At 41.1% G+C, this 19,630-nt stretch carries 15 protein-coding genes; 13 read left to right on the top strand and 2 right to left on the bottom strand.

The window, feature by feature from the left end; translation table 11 throughout:
- The first annotated feature begins 112 nt into the window (after nt 1–112).
- The 9 genes from D0S45_03505 to D0S45_03465 all read left to right on the top strand — a co-directional run bounded on the left by D0S45_03505 (nt 113) and on the right by D0S45_03465 (nt 11,600).
- Nucleotides 113–1,045 carry a radical SAM protein gene (locus tag D0S45_03505; protein TIH19259.1) on the top strand — a complete coding sequence of 311 codons (933 nt, stop codon included), beginning with the start codon at nt 113–115 and terminating at the stop codon, nt 1,043–1,045.
- Entirely contained in the window at nt 1,029–1,430 is a 402-nt protein-coding gene (locus D0S45_03500) for a hypothetical protein (GenBank protein TIH19258.1), read from the top strand. Before D0S45_03505 ends, D0S45_03500 begins: the two co-directional genes overlap by 17 nt.
- A gap of 20 nt (nt 1,431–1,450) precedes the next feature.
- On the top strand, nt 1,451–5,482 hold the full coding sequence (locus D0S45_03495; GenBank protein ID TIH19257.1) for a hypothetical protein: 4,032 nt from the start codon (nt 1,451–1,453) through the stop codon (nt 5,480–5,482).
- Between the two features lie 65 nt (nt 5,483–5,547).
- Complete coding sequence (locus D0S45_03490) at nt 5,548–6,432, top strand: XRE family transcriptional regulator (protein TIH19256.1); 885 nt, start codon at nt 5,548–5,550, stop codon at nt 6,430–6,432.
- Nucleotides 6,433–6,449: 17 nt separating this feature from the next.
- Nucleotides 6,450–7,586, top strand: coding sequence for a DUF4268 domain-containing protein (locus tag D0S45_03485; protein ID TIH19255.1), 1,137 nt, complete (start codon nt 6,450–6,452; stop codon nt 7,584–7,586).
- A 64-nt stretch (nt 7,587–7,650) separates the two neighbouring features.
- Entirely contained in the window at nt 7,651–8,835 is a 1,185-nt protein-coding gene (locus D0S45_03480) for a hypothetical protein (protein TIH19254.1), read from the top strand.
- A 313-nt stretch (nt 8,836–9,148) separates the two neighbouring features.
- Nucleotides 9,149–9,799 carry a hypothetical protein gene (locus D0S45_03475; protein ID TIH19253.1) on the top strand — a complete coding sequence of 217 codons (651 nt, stop codon included), beginning with the start codon at nt 9,149–9,151 and terminating at the stop codon, nt 9,797–9,799.
- A 134-nt stretch (nt 9,800–9,933) separates the two neighbouring features.
- The gene (locus D0S45_03470) at nt 9,934–10,905 is read left to right on the top strand and encodes a hypothetical protein (GenBank protein TIH19252.1); all 972 of its coding nucleotides are present in this window, start codon (nt 9,934–9,936) and stop codon (nt 10,903–10,905) included.
- 452 nt (nt 10,906–11,357) lie between these two features.
- The gene (locus tag D0S45_03465; GenBank protein ID TIH19251.1) at nt 11,358–11,600 is read left to right on the top strand and encodes a hypothetical protein; all 243 of its coding nucleotides are present in this window, start codon (nt 11,358–11,360) and stop codon (nt 11,598–11,600) included.
- A gap of 245 nt (nt 11,601–11,845) precedes the next feature.
- Here the strand turns inward: D0S45_03465 and D0S45_03460 are convergent, their stop codons facing one another.
- Together D0S45_03460 and D0S45_03455 are read right to left on the bottom strand one after the other, a co-directional pair.
- Nucleotides 11,846–12,508, bottom strand: coding sequence for a YaaA family protein (locus D0S45_03460; protein TIH19250.1), 663 nt, complete (start codon nt 12,506–12,508; stop codon nt 11,846–11,848).
- Between the two features lie 298 nt (nt 12,509–12,806).
- Nucleotides 12,807–13,016: a rubredoxin gene (locus D0S45_03455; GenBank protein ID TIH19249.1), complete on the bottom strand. Its 210-nt coding sequence runs from the start codon at nt 13,014–13,016 to the stop codon at nt 12,807–12,809.
- A 332-nt stretch (nt 13,017–13,348) separates the two neighbouring features.
- Between D0S45_03455 and D0S45_03450 the strand changes: the two genes are divergently transcribed.
- From D0S45_03450 to D0S45_03435, 4 genes are all read left to right on the top strand, one after another.
- A complete protein-coding gene (locus D0S45_03450; GenBank protein TIH19248.1) occupies nt 13,349–16,645 on the top strand; it encodes a peptidase S8/S53 subtilisin kexin sedolisin in 3,297 nt (1,098 codons plus the stop codon).
- A 62-nt stretch (nt 16,646–16,707) separates the two neighbouring features.
- Nucleotides 16,708–16,911 carry a glutaredoxin gene (locus D0S45_03445; protein ID TIH19247.1) on the top strand — a complete coding sequence of 68 codons (204 nt, stop codon included), beginning with the start codon at nt 16,708–16,710 and terminating at the stop codon, nt 16,909–16,911.
- A 449-nt stretch (nt 16,912–17,360) separates the two neighbouring features.
- On the top strand, nt 17,361–18,587 hold the full coding sequence (locus D0S45_03440) for a hypothetical protein (GenBank protein ID TIH19372.1): 1,227 nt from the start codon (nt 17,361–17,363) through the stop codon (nt 18,585–18,587).
- A 177-nt stretch (nt 18,588–18,764) separates the two neighbouring features.
- Complete coding sequence (locus D0S45_03435; GenBank protein TIH19246.1) at nt 18,765–19,385, top strand: flavodoxin family protein; 621 nt, start codon at nt 18,765–18,767, stop codon at nt 19,383–19,385.
- The last annotated feature ends 245 nt before the right edge of the window (nt 19,386–19,630 follow it).

Raw genomic sequence — 19,630 nt, 5'->3', positions numbered from 1 at the left:
CAAAAGTTAAGTGTGTTAATGGGCTATAAGGGTCTCTGGTGTTAGGATCGTCATTGTAATATCAATTTTTTCGTTAAGATTGCAAAAGATTTGGTCGTAATATTATATAATTATGAAGTATGCTTTAAATTACAGGTCTGGTCCTGATGGTCTCCATCTATATGATCGCAAGTCTGGTACAAATATACTCTTAGATGAGTTTGAAATTTCATCAGAAAATTGGTCTCCAGCTCCTCGCCAAGTCTCGATTGCATTAACGAATGCTTGCAATTTACAATGTCCATTTTGTTACGCCCCGAAGCAACTCGCCGAATTATCTTATGTGCAGTTGCAGACATGGTTGGATGAATTGAATACTAACGGATGCCTTGGGATAGGTTTTGGTGGAGGCGAACCTACTCTGTATAAGAATCTTCCACTTCTTTGCGATTACATAAACAATCATACGAAGCTTGCTGTCACCTTTACTACCAACGCGCATAATCTCAGCGTATCTTTGGCAGATCAACTAAAGGGGCGTGTCGCGTATGTGCGTGTAAGCATGGACGGGGTAGGTGAGACTTATGAAATTCTACGCGGTAAATCTTTTGCTTCACTATGTAGCCGCTTTGAAAGAATTCGTTCAATTGCAGCGTTCGGTATAAATTATGTTGTTAACAGCCAAACTTTTCCCGATTTAGATGAAGCTGTTATGGTCGCGGCTGACCATGGCGCGACTGAGCTGTTACTTCTTCCAGAATTGCCGACCCCAGGTAGAGAAGGGATAGATCCGGTCTCGGTTAGCAATTTAAAAGAGTGGGTCTATTCCTATTCTGGTCCCCTACGTTTAAGCGTTAGTGAAGCTGGGGCAGATAAACTTCCTACGTGTGATCCTTTAGTTAAGGAAAAGGGGCTACGTTCCTACGCGCATATAGATGCATCTGGAATTTTGAAGCGTTCTTCATTTGATTCAGTCGGGGTGAAAATTGGCGATGGTGGTATCATTAAAACACTTTCGAAATTAAGGCCTATTCCAGTGGAGGTGGGGTATGAAAATTTGGCATGAATCGGTTTCTGAACATTCAATGAGACTTGTGATGATTGGTAGTTTTAAAGAAGTGCGGGATGCTGATAAGGCTAAGGATATTATTGATAAATTTACTGGTTACGCCCTCGAAAATGACGATAAACTAGATGCTAATACGGATCGCTATGATGATGCGTTATTAGACCTGATGCGCAATACCAATACCCATTTAATAGGCCCTTCTGAAATTGAACAATTTATGTACGGCGTAGATGTTGGCACTGAAGGGAAGAAAATTATTATACGAACGGATGAATCTGAGGTGTCTGCTTTTATGAAGATACTTATCAATGAGGGTGCACGAGTTGAAGTTTATTCCGGTCATGATTACCCAGAAGTAATAGAAGAAGAGACTACAGAATAAAGCCGCAAAGTGAGACAGGTATGCCAGCAGTAAATTGGAGTATTTTTGAAGGTCTTCCTGGAGATGCTACACATAATTTTGAATACCTATGTCGAAGTTTAATTCGCAGACATTATAATCGTTTTGGAAGTTTTCGAGGGCTTGCTAATCAGCCTGGAATTGAATTTCATCTAAATATTCAAAGTGACTGTTCTCTGGGGGAAACTGGACGGTGGTATGGATGGCAATGTAAGTGGTATGACTTGCCTAGTGGTAGGGCTATTGGTTCCACAAGGCGGCAGAAAATTGAAGACGCGATTATAAAAACAGAAGAAATACTTCCTGATATAACTGATTGGGTACTTTGGACACGCCATACACTTACTGCTGGTGATCAAAGGTGGTTTTACGGCATAAGTTCAAAGATGCGTCTACATCTTTGGACAAAAGACGAAGTCGAGGAACATTTAAGCGGTCCGGCTGAAATTTTACGTGGAACCTATTTCGGGGAATTAGTGCTTACTCCTGATGAGCTTGAAAAAATGCACAGGACTGCAATTGCACCAATACGATCGCGTTGGATTCCTGAAGTCCATCAGGTAATGCATGCTGAGGAACAGGTTAGGCTCTCTTTAGGAGAAGTCGCAGCATGGGACGATCTAAAAACAATTTCACTACAGCTAGATAAAGCGGGTAAAGATCTAATAGCTTTCAATGAGCCCGTTTCAGGAAGTATTTCAGAAGGATTAGAATCTGTACTGGGCGGGGTTAAAGATTGCTCTTCGCTGCTCACAGAAATTTGCTCGGCTCTTAGTAATGGTGATTATAGTACTACATCCCAACTCGTAGATAGAGGGTTTGCCTTTAACCGAGAATGGAAAGTTTTGCTTAGAAAGTTAAGAAACGCCAATGATCGGAGGGCATTGTACTTAACTAATATCTTAGCCCTTTTTTCTGATGCCCGTATTGTTATGCGGGAAATGGCTGTTTTTATACAAATGAGTATGGTGGCAGTCCTTGCTAGTGCTGGATGTGGTAAGACTCAGCTGGCAGCCGAGATTACTTCTCCTACCAAAGATAGAGTTGCTGGTGTCTTTCTACATGGAAGAAATTTAAATGCTCGGCAACGATTGGATGATCTGGCAAAAACCGTTGTGATTCAGGGGCGCCCAGTTGAGACCTTTGAAGCTCTTGTTGCTGCTGTTGATGCAGCCGGACAAAGAGCAAGGCGGAGACTGCCCGTTGTTATTGATGGGTTGAATGAAGCGGAAGATCCTCGAGCGTGGAAAGCTAATCTTGAATCTATAAAGGTTACACTCGAAAATTATCCGTATGTCCTTTTGGTTTGTACGCTAAGGACGGAATTTTCTGAAGAGTCTCTTCCTGGTGATGTTCAGAGTTGTAATATAGCAAGATTTCAGCACACACATGAAGCCGTTAGAGCTTATTTTAAGCATTATTTAATTGAATTGAATGATGCTGCACTCCCAGTTGATTTGCTAGAGCATCCTCTTACTATGCGGCTGTTCTGCGAGGTTACAAATCCAGATCGGAAAAAAGAGGTCGGTGTAGAAGCCATTCCAGGATCATTGACGATTTTATTTGAGAAACATCTCGAGCAGGTCTCTACTCGAATAGCTGAACTATCGTTACCATCTTGCCGATACTATGTTTCGGATATTCGGTCTGCTCTTAATAGGGTTGGACAGACGCTTTGGGAAGAGAATGTAAGGACTGTAGATTTTGTCCAATTACGCAGACTGATTGACGATAGTCCTAGGTGGGACCAAAGTCTTGTTAAGGCTTTGGAAGAGGAAGGGGTTTTTTATAGGATTCCTGACAATAATTCTACAATGACAATAGTCAGTGTTAGCTACGATGCTTTTGCTGGTCATATTATTGCAGATTACATTCTGTCACAATATGGCGGGCCAGGGTTTAAAGTATGGCTTAATGAAGACGCTCAATTAAAATTGTTGTTTGGGGATATAGGCGAACGGCACACCTTAGCAGGTGATATTCTTAAAGCACTTATAGGGCTTCTTCCTATGCGGATGTATAGAGAGCAGCTTTGGAGGATTCTTGAGGGGCAACCAAGACAAATTGCTCTATATGGGGCTGCTTGGCTGTCAAGTGACTTTTTGGATCGAGAGACTGTTGATTCTTTGTCCAACCTGACAAAACAAGGACCTGGAAGATATAGTCAACATCTTTTTTCGAGGTTGAAGATAACTAGAGCGGCGTCTTCCCATCCTCTTGATGCCGTTTTTTTTGATACTGTTTTGAGAGAAATGGAAATGGCTGATCGAGATATCCACTGGTCTGAATGGGTTCGGCGATCTTCAGATAGCCTAAAATCGGATATTCTGTATATTGAAAAAGGTTGGAGATCGAATCAGACTAGGGATAAAGATGATAAACTTCGTGCACTTTGGATCAAATGGATTCTTACCACCACAGATCATGGCTTGAGGGATCATGCCACACGTGCATTGTATTGGTTTGGGATATCAGCTCCTGACGAGCTCTTCCAAATGACGTTGGATTCTTTTTCAGTGAATGATCCATATGTTCCAGAGAGAATGCTAGCGGCTTCATATGGAGTGGCAATGTCTATATGGGCGGATAAAAGTGTTGCCGATTTTAAGGATATACTATCGAATTTTGTCAACTCGCTGATCGAGTCTCTGTTCATGCCTGGGGCTCCATTTGCGACTCGACATATTTTTATTAAAGAATTTGCTCTTGGTCTTATTGAATTAGCACAAAAAAGATTTCCTACATCAATTCCCGTTGAAAATCTGGAATTTATCCAACCACCTTTTGATCATTTGCCTGATGGTTTTCCTGATGTTGCTACGATTGATGATTCTGTTTCGAAAGCAGCTGAAAGTGCAATTCCCATGGATTTTGTAGATGATACTTTATGTAATATTATCCCAGATAGAGTCAAATATGACTATACTGATCCGACTTACAAAGCAGTGCGAAAACAAATTGATTGTCGTATTGTCGAGCTTGGGTATTCAGAAGACCTTTTTGAGCAGATTGATAAAGAAATACGCAATGATAGTTGGCGTTACCGTCAGCGTGAAGGCTACAAAGTGGACAGATATGGTAAGAAGTATTCACAAATTGCATACTATGAAATGTACGGTCTCCGCTTTGATAGAAACGAGTTAAGTGATTGGCGTGCAGGAGAACGAACACCAGATATAGATATCGACCCAACTTTTCCTGATCCCCCATGCACATGGATTCCTGAATTACCGGAACTTTATGCAAAGCCTTTTACAGATGTTCGCGAGTGGATTGAGTTTGGGCCGACCCCAAATTATACACATTTATTACATCCGAAAAATGTCGATGGTGTAGAAGGACCATGGGTTTTGCTTGAGGGATATATTGAACAGTATTCAGAAGTAGATGCTCGTAGAACTTTTACATTTCTTAGAGGTGTCTTGCCTAAGAGTCATCATGCGGATGATTTGTTAAAAAAGTTTAATGAAGTTCGGTATCCAGGGAATATGTCGATCCCTGAGCCTTTTCAAAATCATTACTGTTTCGCAGGTGAAATTCCGTGGTCCGCACAATACATTGCTGATCTCCAAAATTCAAAAGGAAGCGCTACTGCTGATGTAAGGAAGGCATTTTCGTTTCCATGGGCAGGCGTGAGAGTAGAAGTTCCAGTTTGTGTGTACTGCTGGGAGTCATATCACAGCATGTTGAATCAAGCTGGAAACGTCACCGTGCTTGCCCCAAGTCTTTGCGACTCTCTGAATATTAAAAGTATCAGGGGGAGGTGGGATTTCTATGACGAAGAGAACAACCAAGCAACATTATGTCGTGTATTTAAGAAAGATGAAGCAGTTTACAGGTCAACATTGTTTTATATTCGTGAGGACTTGCTCGACCGCTATCTCGATTTAACCAATCAAAGCTTGGTGTGGATGCTTTGGGGGGAACGCGGGTTTCACTATAAATACTCACAAGATATAATGGAAGATCATTATCATTTGCTCAGTGCACATAAGCATATTCATAGATTTGGATTGAAGTATGGTGATGAGTAGATTTTAGTTATATGAATAGTTGGAGTTGGTGTCCATAGTCTTGCACATATTTAGGAGGTTGTTTGATGGCTCTTTTTGAAAGTTTATTTTCTGGTTCAGTGCCAACATCTATTCACCTTATTTGGGATCTTTGGAAGTATAAAAACAAAAGTACAAGTTGTGATGAAGAAATTTCAGAAATAAATCGATGCCCTGAAGAGGTTGCAGTTGATACAAGTAAACAAACAGAGGCTTATGCCATTTCTAGGCGAGTGGGCAAAGTTGTGGAAATGATGAATGCCGGACGGCATACCCGATACACCCTCGCAGAGCTCGCACAAGTTTTAGGTATGGAACGCGTTGGTGATCTGGAAAAAATAATATCAGGAGAAAATGAGCCTTCATTCAAGTTCCTGAAGGATTTTTCCTGTCATTTTGGAGTTGATTTCGATTGGTTAGCTAGTGGGCAAAATACACCTTTTGCAACAACGTTAATTCATTTTAATTTTCCAGGGGCATACTTGGAAATAATTGAAGAACAACAACCTGAGAAAATTTATTTTGTAATGTGTCAGGGAGATACACCGGATGCTTTTATTGTTTTAAAAAATAGTAGGTTGAATTATTCAGTGTGTCCAACAATGTGGCGGATTAGTAGCCGTATAGATTATGGAGTGGAAATATTACTCCATGACTTCTATAAAATGCAACAAAAGATGGACGCCATGGGTATGTTTTCTAAGTGTTATAGTGTGTCTCTCAAAAGAGATGTGTTTCATGAGTTACACTATGGTGAGATTTTCCCAGGGAGAGCACTGGAAGAAGCATGCAAAAGCAAATGGTTTGAAGATTTTTTTGACATATATCATAAGTATCCTATTGCTGATCGTTATGGTGAGTTCTATGGTGCTGAATTTTTGCTTGCCCAGGGTATTGTAAGGGATCATGAAAGTAAGAGATTAGATCAGTAGATATTGGAGTTAAAGCTATGTTCCAAATAGATAAAAGTAGTAATCGTATTAGCGCCTTGGAGAAGATGACGTTTTCAGAACTAAAATTTAAGGAAAGGGAACACCTCCAGGAATGGCTGGCAAATACACCTGAGTCACTAGGAGAAGACTTTTTAATAATTCAAAAAGAATTTGATGGCTTTGATGAAACTCGTGAACGATTGGATTTGTTAGCTTTAGATAAAGACGGGAATTTGGTGATTATTGAAAATAAGCTCGATGATTCGGGCCGTGATGTTGTCTGGCAAGCGATTAAGTATGCATCGTATAGTTCTAATTTGAATAAAAATCAGGTGATTGAAATTTATCAGCAGTATCTTCGAAAGATAGGTTCTGACGATGATGCAGAGGAGTCTTTAACTAATTTTCTTTGTGTTGAGGATTTGGACGAAATTATTTTGAATAAAGGGAATGGACAAAGAGTTATATTTGTTGCTGCTAATTTTAGGAAAGAGGTAACTAGTACAGCTCTTTGGCTTTTGTCACATGGGATCAATGTCCAATGCTTCAAGGTTACACCGTATGAATTTAATGATGAGTATTTATTGGATGTAAAGCAGATTATCCCAGTACCTGAAGTAAAAGACTTAATGATTGGAATGTCTGAAAAAGAAGCAGAGGAAAAAGGTGTTGAGGCTAAGCAAAAGAAAGTAAATTCAATTCGTCTTAAATTTTGGGAGCAATTACTAAGGTATCTCAGAGAAAGCTCTTGTAACATATATGATAATATTAGTCCTTCTCATGATCACTGGAGTAATGCAGGTTCTGGTGTTGGTGGGGCGCCGTATGCATTAATTTTTGGTAAAAAATTAATTAGAATTGAATTGACTCTCAATAACGCATCACAAAAAATAAATAAGATGATGTTTGACGAGCTCTATAAGTCAAAGAGCGAAATTGAAGAAGCGTTTGGGAAAGAGCTTACATGGGAAAGACTTGATAATAAAAAATCTTCTCGAGTTAAGTTTGAAGAAGCAATTGATGGGTATAATGAAGAAAATTGGCCTTACATTAATAATTGGATGTTTGAAAATTTGCAGAAAATAGAAGTTGCAATAAAGAGCCCGTTAGTAGCAGCTAGTACTTTAGTGAGAAGCAGCTCCCTTTCAAAGTAAATTTTTTATACGACTATTTAAATAGGGTGATTGGTAGGTGTTACCATACGTGGAGCTGGAAAAGATGCAAAAAAATCTAACCGTTAGTTCTCTGTATTTTGTTAAAGGGGTCAATTATACAGGACCACCTTTTTCTCTGCATAATAATGAGCTTCAGAAGCTTACTGTGTTTTCTGAACTAGAATTGTCGGAAATTTATCCCCATTCTATCGTTGAAAAATTATGGTTGGGGACATCTGCATATTGGAACAACCTTCCGAATGTAAAGTTGAGCGATGTGGATATAGAACAGAGGTTGTTAAAGCAATATAATCAAAATTCTAAGGCGGGATTTTTTGTTCAGATAAGTAGCCACGTTAAAATTAACATTGAGCTTAGGTCATTGGAAGATGAAGTAAAGAAACTTACCCCAGATAATCTATATCCTGTTCCAGTAGATACAAAACAGGATAAAAATCATCTTGTGTATTACAAGAATAGCGATTTGGCAGTAGCTGATCTGCAGGATGAACTTAATTGTGAGTTTGTGGAAATAGAAAAAGGTGAGGCAAATATCATGTCTACATATTTAATTAAAAATGGGAATACCTCTTCTGTTAGTAAATTGGCCTCAGCTGCATTTATTGAATCAGATGAAATGCAAATATGGTTAAAACCTTTTAATTTTTCCATTACAGAAAATTATAGTGTCGCCCTTAGTGATTCAAATTCTATGGTGGATAATTTTTATTCAGAATCAAAATTATCTAGTTTTGTTGATGGGCTACTTCTTATGCAATCATTTGGATATAATACGATTACCCCTTATGCGCAATTTATGTCACTGTGGGGAGTACTTGAGAAATTAATCAATAAATCTTTTAAAAAAATTAGTAAAAAAAGAATAGTTGAAATCGCTCAAAATCATAAAGACTTGCTAAATGCGAGGACAGTTGATTATCTCGAAGCATTGCAAGACCTTGCGGTAGAAAGAAATAAGTTCAATATCGTGGATAAATTTATTGTGACCGCATCTGAAGCAGGGATTGAACCTAACAACGATATGCTTAAGCTGTTCAAAGACATAAAAAAAATAAGAGATGCCTTGCATAGCTCTATTTGTGAGAGAGGGCACTTTCCTACAAAGTCAATTTATAAAATACTCAGAATGCTGTGTGTAAATTTGGGAGATGTTGAGTACTTTGGTTCAGGAGAACCACCCACCCCCGCTAATCCCGTAAAATCCCCAAAAGCTGTTCCCAAGGGGTAAAATTAATCCAAGTATTTCAACCATTGGAGAACTGGCTCCCCGCATGGCATTCAAGAGGCCGTGGGTTCGATTCCCTCCAGCTCCACCATTTTTCTTTAGTAAATCAACCGGTTAGGCGAATAGCTTAATCGGTTTTTTTGCGTGGATAACCGGGTGGATAACATTTGGATAACATTTTGAAATTTTGGACAATTGATTTTGAGACTCAAAGTCTAAAAAGGCGAGGTGTCAGTTTCTTTACATCTGTTAGTTGTGTAGTTATTATATCTCCAATGCCTTGATTGTATTACAAGGTGAACAAGTAGGAGCTGTTATGATAATTGAGATTAAAGCAGGCGTTAAGTCATGTTGGGCTAGCAAAAATGGCATCATGGAAGCAGTTTATGCCGCGCTTGATATGTGTCGTACTGATTCAAATCTTCTTGAAAAGTACAAAGAATCAAAGAACACACGTCGGAGCATCGACTATAAAGAATTAATTGATAATAATTGTATATATGTTTTGAAAAAAATTAATCCAGAATTGACTCAATTGTATTTAGGTTCAGCGCAATCTATTGCAGGTAATAACGTGGATAGAACTCGCCATACTTTTTCTTCAATACGTACAATGTGGGAAGAAATTTTAAGTCATCTTGCACCTGAGAGTGACGTTTTAGTGTGGTTAGAAAATACAAAGCGCAGTTCTTATCAATATATTTATGAAAAATATAAAAAGCATAAAGGTAAGGTTGTTGCCGTGAACATGCCGACCCGGTTAGGGAGATTGTTGTATGCATTTCGTAACCAATTATCAGATAGTTTTTTTAAGATTATAAGTAAACAAGTGGAAGCTATAAAGAATTATATTGAAGAGTTAAATCTGGTGCATAAGTCTTTTTTGAACTTTACTCGCAAAAAATTAAAATCGTTTTTTATGCTAGGTAATACTCAATTGAGTAGTTTGCGATCAATTTTTACCTGATGAAAGATACCTAGTTTTTTTGTTATTTCAAATTGCATAAAATAAGAGGCCAGATCCGTAACAGGGATGGCCTCAGTTTATAACATTTAGTTGTTGTCACCATGTCTGATGTCATCATGAATAATAGGAACTCCATGCCAGAAAGTGAAAAAGTTATAATTTGTCCGATTTGCCATTTACAGTCACCTGATGTGCAGAAAGAAGCATTTACCTCTGGCGATTATGAGGAATATGCGTGTGCTCGGTGCGGGAAATATAAAATTTCTAGAACAGCCGAAGTTATTGTCTGTAATCAAGGCGTGAAATTGCCATTTATCTCTGCTTGGATCAGAGAAAAGCATGAGTATGGTGGTGAACGACCATTTGTTACTTCTGATATTTTGAATAGTTTTGTAAGCATTAACCCTACAAGAGACGATCAAGTCAAGGTTAAACAGTTATTATACTATGTTAACAGTAAAACTAAGTCTCTAGGTCAGAGTGTTGGTATTGTGGATACTTTTGATTTCCCAATAATATGGGGATATAACGAAGTAGAGTTGCGTGCATATTTTCAGCATTTAATTGATGAAAAAATGGTTGAATATGCGGATGATGGTAGTTTCGGCAATAGTTTTGCGTATAACGTGAAGATAACGGTTAAAGGGCGAGCTTTTCTCAGTGACAAAGATAGTGTCAGTGTTATGTCTAGCCAATGGGATGGTGTTAACGAATACTTGAAAGTTGCTAGTGATAATTTGAAACCTCTTGAGGGGTGTGCAATGTATAAGAACTGTGCACATTCTTGCCGTGAAGCAATTGTAGCTCTTTCTGATTCTGTTTACGAGGATGGTCATGGTAAATATGAGATAAAACCATCTAATTATTCTAATGCTCTTTCAAAGTTGGAGTTAAGTGCTGCTGTATTTTTTTCAGGTGGAAAAATGAAAGATATACGTGGTGCGGCAAAGAGAGCTATTAATCTTGCTAGTAAATTTGCTCATGCGGATTCTGTGGAATACTTCCAAGCGCGTCAATGTTATGCGTGCACTTGTGCCCTTATTGATGTTTTTGATTCTCAAATAAAACTAAAAAAGGCCAGCCCACAACAGGACTGGCCTTCATGATTTAAAGCTAATCGATCAATCAGAATACGTTACAATTCCGGCAACAAACTCACTGCACGCTGTTTCTCGCTTCTCTGGGCATGGCAGTATACATCTGCTGTCATCTTCGTAGAAGAATGTCCTAAGCGCGCACTTCACTTACGCTCTCAGGTCTGCCCCGTTGGCGAGGAGGTAGGTAGCGTGAGTCATAGGATATGAACGATTCACCGTAACCAGCCTTGATGCATGCCTCCCGAAAAGGTTTTCGGATCGATTGCCATACAACCGTACAATTTAATTTAGTGTAAGAGAGTGAATAAAACCCTGTAAATTCAATTCCAATTCTTCTTTTGTTAATATGCTTTAAAAGGCAGGATATCTTTGTTACGAACAACAGAGATGAGCAATGATTCAAGATCTTGCGGACAATGAAGTTTCTGAAAGAATGGAACACAAAACAATGAGGACAGGAAATGAACAAAGAACATAAAGGGCTCAAAAGCATTTACATAGGCTACCATCCCCGGACGCATGACGGCAGCGCTCCTCGATCACGCAGCCTCAGTGATTCCATTGCGATTATGGAGGACTTCAACAAAAAGCAGGGTGAGGGGACTCTCCGGGCCGAGGTTGTTGAAATCGCCTTCTTCAGCGGCGGTCTTTGCGCCGTTGCCGTTATGGAGGACAAAATCGGCAAAGTCTGGCAGTATCTCTAATTTCAGCCAAAACTTGCCCCGGATGGTAAGATTAATCCATTTGTTTTAAGTATTTAAAAGTCAGACTCCGGCATGGCATTCAAGGGGCCGTGGGTTTAATTCTCTCCAGCTCCACCAGATATTTCAAGGACTTACAATGAAACTTGTAAGTCCTCTTTTCGTTTGGGGAACCGAGCGGGGAACATTGGGGCTGTGAACAGCCAATAAATGCGGCTGATCCATTTTTGCTTAGTCGGTTGCCAAGACTAAACTTCCTTTAAGAAAATTTCACCAGTCCACTTATAGCCTTCTTCATTAAAATCATTAAAATGCTTTGGGTTAGTGACGTTATTTTCAATGAGCCACCTGACAAATCGACCTTTAATGTGCTTTCCTTGGTGACCTGCCGGCATCTTTTTTCCTGCTTTTTTCAGGACAAATTCAACCTCAATTCCATTCTCATATTTCACCGCTTTCTTGTGTGCTTGCGGTAATAAATCAATAACAAATTTGTTTTTTAATTGCTCTGAATTGGAATTTACCCATAACTTGGCAGCCTTTAATTTATCAATCTTCAAACGATAATTAGGAATCAAATCAGTAGGGCTTACAAGGCCAAATAGCCCCGATACAATTAACACTTTTTTATCAAAGTCGGATTTATTTTTCAAAGTTTGATAATCGATAGCGTCATAAACAACACCTGTATACCGTTCGATTGCTGGCATTGTTTTTGAGATTAAGACGTCCTTATTTACAGTAATTGCTTTCTCGAGCGCCTTTTCTTTAAGTCCATATAATTTTTTAGGGTCAGCTTCTTTAATCGCTTCAATTAAGTCAGCTGAAATACCTGAAACAGCCTTTAAAGGCTTGTTCTTTCCGCCATCAGCTTTACCCTCAGATGGTGGAATTAAGATAATAGTTTTCATAAAAGATATTAAGAGTTTAATTAGTTAAAAAAGTTTAGTATTTATAAAAGAAACTAATCAGTCAGATTCATTTTATTAACACAAAATATATAGCTGTCAGAATCTAGCAAAATAGCATGGAAAGAATTTTCATTATCGAAAAATTTGGAAGCTATCCTATACTGATGCATTTGAAAATACTTGTAGGTGGTGGCGTGTGAATTTAATAACGGTAAACCTAAAATATTTTTAGAGGTTACATCTTTCGATGTAACCTCTTTTTTAGGATCAATAGGGATTCAGTTGTTACTATTTCGGGCTAGGTGCCTTCAGCAAGAGTTGACCCCGGACCAGCCAGTGGTCGGAAAGATTTTTTAGATGCCCCGCAATGCGGACACTGCCAGTCGTCAGGAAGGTCGGCGAAAGCTGTTCCGGGAGCGGTTCCGGTTTTGGATTCACCTTTGTCGGGGTCGTAAATGTAACCGCAGTTGCTTACCTGACATTGGTACATATCTTTGGGATTAGCCATGGTTTCCTCCTGCAATGACAGTATGTTATATGTTTTGTGGTTTATGGTGTTTTAAGATTAACACAAATTGAACCTTGTGGGTATGGTTTTCGGTAGAAAGGAAAGAATGATGGATGATTATGATGCGAATTCAGAAAACATATTTGTTTAGTAAATAAGCGATTTATCAAGCAACTTAGATAAGTGAGGGCTACACGCCCATATCTCATAATTTATCCAATTATTGCAGCATTGACTGACAGTGCCTTTGTAGGGCCAAAACCTATATTTCTTGACATGGTAGTATGTTGTTGAATATTGCAGCATATCAATCATTACTAAGGAAATACATAGTGCGCTCATTTCGTTTTGCTGCAATTATACAATTGTTTTTGTCTTTTACTATTTCATTTCTGCTATTGCCTTGCTTCGTTCTTGCTGAAGATAGTGCTTCATCCACGCCTAAGCTTTTTTTTCAGAACCAGCAGGTAGATCCTTTGGAGTCCTCTTTGGGCTCTTCACTTTTGCAATCAAATATTCTTCCTCCATCCTCTGTAAAATCTGATGATTCTAAACCGACATCGAAAGAGACGTTCTCGCGGCGTTTGTCTTATTCTGCGCGCACTACAGTGGAAGAGTACGATTACTATGTCGTGCAATTTTCCGGTCCCGTGCAATCTGCATGGAAGACCTCTCTGTCAAATCAGGGTGCTGTCTTTTATGACTATATTCCGCAGTATGCGTTTATCATCAAGCTCGGTACGGCAAAGGTCCGTGCTGTCGACGGACTCGGTTTTGTTCGCTGGATTGGCAAGTATGATGCTGATTTGAGGTTATCCAGCGATGTTTATGACATCACTACCGGAAAACTTCAGGAACAGGGTAGTCTTTTAAATATTCGGGTGATTGCTTTTCCCGGTGAAGATGTGGATTCACTGGCACGTGAAATCCGTTCGGCAGGAGGTTCTGTCCTCTCGAGTTCTTCCTCTGAATGGAGTGTTCAGTTTGAAGTTAAGATTTCGATTCAAAATGTAGGTGGTCTTAAAGACATAAAGGGTGTGAAATGGATTGAAAAAGCACCTGAGCATCGCACGGATAATAATATTGCAGTGGGTATAATCGAAGCCCGTTCAGTGCAGGACAAAAAGTGGCCTGTCTCAGGTAGCAAGCTCTTTGGTGAGGGGCAGATTGTTGCTGTTTGTGATAGTGGAATTGATACTGGAGATGTTGATAATCTGCATGCTGATTTCAGCGACGGTCAGGGCGCAAGCAGGGTCATAAATAATACTGTTTTTCCGGGCTCAAGTACTGAAGATTGCAGTGGACACGGTACTCACGTGGCTGGGATTATTGCTGGAAATGGTATGAAGTCAGGATCTTCGCCTGTTGAGAATTCTTTCCCCGGTAATTGCTATGCCGGGATTGCGCCCAAGTCTCGACTTTATGTCCAGAGCGTAGGGGCTATTGGGGGCGGTTCCAGTTTGCCGGGTATCCCTTCGGATTTGTCAAAACTATTTCAGCCCGCCTTTGATGCAGGTGCCCGTATTCACAGTAATAGTTGGGGTACCTCCGGGGCCGGAGATTATAACAGTGAATGCGTCAGCGTTGATCAATTCATGTGGAGTAATAAAGAATTTTTGATTCTTTTTGCTGCGGGCAATGCCGGATATGACAAAGATCAAGACGGTATTGTTGATCTTTATTGCATTGATACTCCCTCGACAGCGAAAAATTGTCTCACTGTAGGTGCTTCTGAGTCATACCGCACCGGAAGCAGTGAGGGTTTTGCTGCCAGACGTTGGGACTCTTTCAGGCCTTATGCCGATCCTGTCGGCTCTGATCTTACTTCTGACAAGCCGTACGGTGTTGCTGCTTTTTCGAGTCGAGGTCCAACTCTCGATGGTCGTTACAAGCCCGAAATAATCGCTCCGGGTACAAATATTCTTTCAACCCGGTCGTCGAAGCAGTCCGGTAATGGGTGGGGTGTCTTCAATGATGACTATTACTGGGCTGGTGGAACCAGTATGGCAACCCCTCTGGTTTCCGGTACAGCGGCTGTTTTTCGTGAATATCTGATCAAGGAAGAAGGAATAGCCGCTCCAAGTGCATCTTTGATTAAAACAAGTCTTATTCACGGGGCAACATCACTTGCTCCCGGCCAGTATGGAACAGGATCAGCACAGGAAGTTCACGATACTCCTGATGATGTGCAGGGCTGGGGACGGCTCAATCTTGAGGCTGCCATCAATTCTGATGGGCGGTATGAGGTTGAGTTTCATGACATAAAGGATTCACCTCCTGCTGATGATACTTATTTACGAAATTTTACCTTTGATGTTGAAAATGATGAAAAGCCATTTAAGGCGACACTTGGATGGACTGATTATCCGGGATCGTCCGCGGTTTCCGGCGGTCTGGTTAATGATTTGGATTTAAGGGTTCAACAGCCTGACGGAACATGGGTTTATCCTGATAATGCGATCAGCCTCAGTCCTTTGACTAAATATGTATATGTTACCGGTGTTAATGATATTTATAAGGATGACGTAATAGGTCTTCGAGTCACTCCGCCTTCCTATCCCTGTACTCTTGAGTCGGTCGTTCTTTTTTTTGCCCAAAGCGGCAGCATGACTGAAGAGGTTTCCATTGTTATCTACCGATATGACGGTGGTGTCGGGGATGAAATTTATAGAAAATCATTTGCATATATCCCGGGGGGAGAACAGGCATTACCCATTGGGCTGACCATTGCTGATGGTAGTGTTGTGGTTGCTGTAGAGCAGAGCGGGACTTCATACGGTCTTTATTATCAGGATGGAAACCCGACTACCCGCAGTTTGATTAAAGTTGGGGATGTTTGGCAGGAAGCTGCTGTTACTCCGGCTATGGGGGTGTCATTTAGAACAAAGGTTGCAGCAACAAATTTTGATCGTTTGAATAATACTGTATCTGTGACTATCGAGAATCCGCAGGTAGGCACATATAAGGCGGAAGTTACAGCGAATAATATTCCTGTAGGGCTTCAACCCTACGCCTTGGTGATGAGCGCAATGGTTGGTGATACCCCGACATCGGGTAATCTTGAACTTAATACTGATCAGCCCAATGCGCCGAAATCAACTTTTTTGAGTAAAACACATTCGCCCCGTACTGTTGAAAATGTAAACGGTGTATATGGAACTGCACTTGAGAGTGTTTATAGCGATCAGTCCGTATTCAGCGTGCAAACAGGAAAAGGCAGTGCTGTCAGTGTCCGTTACGCTGCAACCGGGTTGCCCTTGGTCAAAGCAAATGAATTAACCCTTGCAAAACTCTTCAGCAACGGCACCAATAAGAATTTTAATTACGCTAATTTTGAGGATTATGCGGATGGAAATTGGTGGCTTACGGATGTTTCGGGAAAATTTATTGATCCTGTGCGGGAATTGAATGCCACAGCTTCATATTATGTTGTCTCCGTGCTTAAGGACGGTGGGTCCTATGATGAAAATCCTGAAGAAGGGGTGATCGATGATCCCCAGATACTTGGTCTGAGCGGTGCCGGAGGTAGTGGGACAGGATGCACGGTGGGAATGAATGACGAGTATAGTTTGCTTCTTTTACTGGCGATTGCGTTGCTCTCTTTGGTCATGCGCCGAAACAACGGATAGAATTAGCGATTGGACAAAAAAGACTCCTAGATGCTATTTTGCAGTAAACAGGAGAGAGTATCATGTCCAAAATGGTTATTTACGGTAAACCCACATGACCCCATACCCGGAAAGCGCTGGATGCGTACCCGGAAGCGGAATTTGTGGATGTGCTTATGTCATCGGATAACTTGAACAAAATGTTGGAGCTTTCCGGAGACAAAAGAAGGGTCCCGGTAATTGTGGATGATGGCAAGGTGACCATCGGCTACAATCGCGGATCGTGAGGAATTTAAGTTTCGGCAGGTTGCCGGAATCAGGAATTTTAAGGCCCTCTATTGAGGGTCTTTTTGTGTACAAAAGTGATTTGCATCGCACGAAAGGATTTTTTTTAGGAGTTATGAGTTATCTGGACATATTTTTGTTTTAATATCCTTCGCAGTTAAGTACGTTGCTTTGGAAAGGCTGACTGGAAAAGGAGATTTGCGTGCATAAAAGTAGTCGCCCAAAAATATTTATTGTCGATGCAATCAAGCCGGAAATGGAAGTTTTCGCGAAAATTCTGCGCGATGACTATGCTTTGCTGATGGCCATGAGCGGCTCGCACGCTTTTGAGCTTGCAGTCAAAGAGCGCCCTGATCTAATTCTTCTGGATGCGGATATGCCGGGTATTCATTGCCGGGATTTGGTCAGGAAGCTTAAACTCACCGAAGCAACCCGCAATATCCCGGTTATCATGATTTCAGGGGAAACCACTCCTGACGAAGAAATGGGCTGTTTTGAATCCGGTGTGGTTGATTTTATCTACCGTCCTTTGAGTCCTCCCATGGTTATGCGTCGCGTTGCTTCCGCATTGGTTCAGAAGGAGCAAGCCGATAGGTTGGCTGAACTTTCTGACAAATTGGGGAGATACCTTTCCCCGCAGGTATACGAATCCATTTTTGAAGGTACGCAGGATACGCTCATCGGGGCCAAACGTAAGAAGTTGACCATCTTCTTTTCAGACATTGTCGGTTTCACCTCCACTACAGAGCGCATGGAGCCGGAGGATATGACCGCGCTGCTGAATAATTACCTCGACCGCATGTCCTCCATTGCCCTCAAGCACGGGGGAACCATTGATAAATACATTGGCGATGCTGTGCTGATCTTTTTTGGTGATCCGGTTTCTCAAGGTCAAAAAGAAGATGCTGTAGCTTGTGTGAACATGGCCATTGATATGCGCGACGCCTTAAAGGAAATGCAGCAGGAATGGTTCGAGCTGGGTATATCCACTCCTTTCAAGGTGCGTATGGGCGTTAATAGCGGCTTTTGCACTGTCGGTAATTTTGGTTCCAAGCAACTCATGGATTATACCATCATAGGCGGGCAGGTAAATGTTGCTGCCCGGCTGGAGCAGAATGCACCGCCGGACCAGATTCTTATTTCACACGAAACATGGGCATTGGTGAAGGATGATTTCCGGTGTCTGGGGCGTGCTCCCATTTCAGTAAAAGGCATCCAGCATTCCATCCGTACTTATCAGGTTGTGGGCAAGGCTGATGCTATTGAGCAGGATTTAGCCGGATCATTGGGGGAAATGGCTTGGCCTGCCCAGAGTATTTCCATTGATAGTAAAGTTTCCGATGCTCTTATGAGGCTGCGCGAGAGTGGTGAATGGTCTTGCCTTGTGGTTCTGGACGGACTTTCCCCAGTGGGGATGGTCACCAAAGGACGCATGGATGAAATTGTTCGCGGGGAAACCGACAAAGCATTGTTTCTGGATCGCCCTGTTGCTGCTGTTATGGATATGGAACTGCTGGTTCTTTCAGCTGAATCCCATTTAGCTGAGGTTGCCAAAAGTGCACTTGCCCGTGAAGGAAGTTACACCTTTGATCCCATTGCCGTGACTAAGAACGGCGAGTTTATCGGGCTGGTTTCTGTCCGTTGCCTGATGCAGGGCATTCTAAATTCCGGTCCGTAATTTTCTATCTTCTCAGTTTAATTGCGTATAGATAATCAGCAAAAAGTATGATGCGTAATCCTACCATATACGGTTGAATTATTAATACGCATCTTTTGCGTTTTCATTGTATATAAGAGTGGTTTTGCCGAACGGGATTCCACCTGCTTAACTCAGAACAGATAAAGGGAGAGAACAATGTACGTACTTGCAATCAACGGCAGCCCGCGTAAGGGCGGCAACACTGAATGTTTGCTGAAAAAGACTCTGGAACCGCTGGAAAATGCAGGCTGGGAAACCGAGTTATACCAACTGGGCGGAAAAAAAATACGTGGTTGCATGGCCTGTATGAAGTGCTGGGAAAACAAAGACAACAAATGTGTTGTTGATAATGATAAATTCAATGAAGTCTACGAAAAAATGGTTCGCGCTGATGCCATAATCCTCGGTTCCCCCACATATTTTGCTGACGTAACTGCCGAGATTAAAGCCTTGATCGACCGTTCTGGGTTTGTGGCTCTGGCCAATGGCCGTCAATTTGAGGGTAAGATCGGTGGGGCGGTTGTTGCAGTGCGCCGCGGCGGTGCAACTCATGTCTTTGATACTATCAACCATCTTTTTCAGATTAACGGTATGATCATCCCCAGTGCGACCTATTGGAACATGGGCTATGGTATGAATAAGGGAGAAGTGCTTGAAGATAGTGAAGGCATTGCCAATATGGTGAACCTCGGACGTTCAATTGATTGGCTCGGTAAAGCTATTCATCCGCATATGGACACGTTTCCCAAGGCTGCCCCGGCACACGGGGAAGGCTAATAAAAAAAATACCGACATTTGCGATTTGTAGGCCGACTGATGTATTTCAGTCGGCCTTTTTTTGAGATGAGCGAGTACGGAGTGAGTAAACCATTAAGGAGGCAGTAGTTCTAAATTGTTTTGGATTTAAGCAGGTAAAATTTTATTTTTATTTCAAATTATAGAATATTTAATGTATGGTGGAAATTCTTAAATAGTTTGTGGCTCTTTGGGGTACTGATCTCTACTTGACACTTGGGGGTATT

The sequence above is a fragment of the Marinifilum sp. JC120 genome (genome assembly GCA_004923195.1).
Lineage (GTDB): Bacteria > Desulfobacterota > Desulfovibrionia > Desulfovibrionales > Desulfovibrionaceae > Maridesulfovibrio.
Note: the sequence above shows the minus strand (reverse complement) of the source record. Positions and strands in the feature narration are given on the sequence as shown.

Coding starts and splice junctions, on each gene's coding strand:
- D0S45_03500 (TIH19258.1), top strand. CDS start 1,029: ATGAAAATTTGGCATGAATCGGTTTCTGAACATTCAATGAGACTTGTG.
- D0S45_03485 (TIH19255.1), top strand. CDS start 6,450: ATGTTCCAAATAGATAAAAGTAGTAATCGTATTAGCGCCTTGGAGAAG.
- D0S45_03475 (TIH19253.1), top strand. CDS start 9,149: ATGATAATTGAGATTAAAGCAGGCGTTAAGTCATGTTGGGCTAGCAAA.
- D0S45_03490 (TIH19256.1), top strand. CDS start 5,548: ATGGCTCTTTTTGAAAGTTTATTTTCTGGTTCAGTGCCAACATCTATT.
- D0S45_03495 (TIH19257.1), top strand. CDS start 1,451: ATGCCAGCAGTAAATTGGAGTATTTTTGAAGGTCTTCCTGGAGATGCT.
- D0S45_03455 (TIH19249.1), bottom strand. CDS start 13,016: ATGGCTAATCCCAAAGATATGTACCAATGTCAGGTAAGCAACTGCGGT.
- D0S45_03440 (TIH19372.1), top strand. CDS start 17,361: ATGATTTCAGGGGAAACCACTCCTGACGAAGAAATGGGCTGTTTTGAA.
- D0S45_03470 (TIH19252.1), top strand. CDS start 9,934: ATGCCAGAAAGTGAAAAAGTTATAATTTGTCCGATTTGCCATTTACAG.
- D0S45_03480 (TIH19254.1), top strand. CDS start 7,651: ATGCAAAAAAATCTAACCGTTAGTTCTCTGTATTTTGTTAAAGGGGTC.
- D0S45_03460 (TIH19250.1), bottom strand. CDS start 12,508: ATGAAAACTATTATCTTAATTCCACCATCTGAGGGTAAAGCTGATGGC.
- D0S45_03505 (TIH19259.1), top strand. CDS start 113: ATGAAGTATGCTTTAAATTACAGGTCTGGTCCTGATGGTCTCCATCTA.
- D0S45_03435 (TIH19246.1), top strand. CDS start 18,765: ATGTACGTACTTGCAATCAACGGCAGCCCGCGTAAGGGCGGCAACACT.
- D0S45_03465 (TIH19251.1), top strand. CDS start 11,358: ATGAACAAAGAACATAAAGGGCTCAAAAGCATTTACATAGGCTACCAT.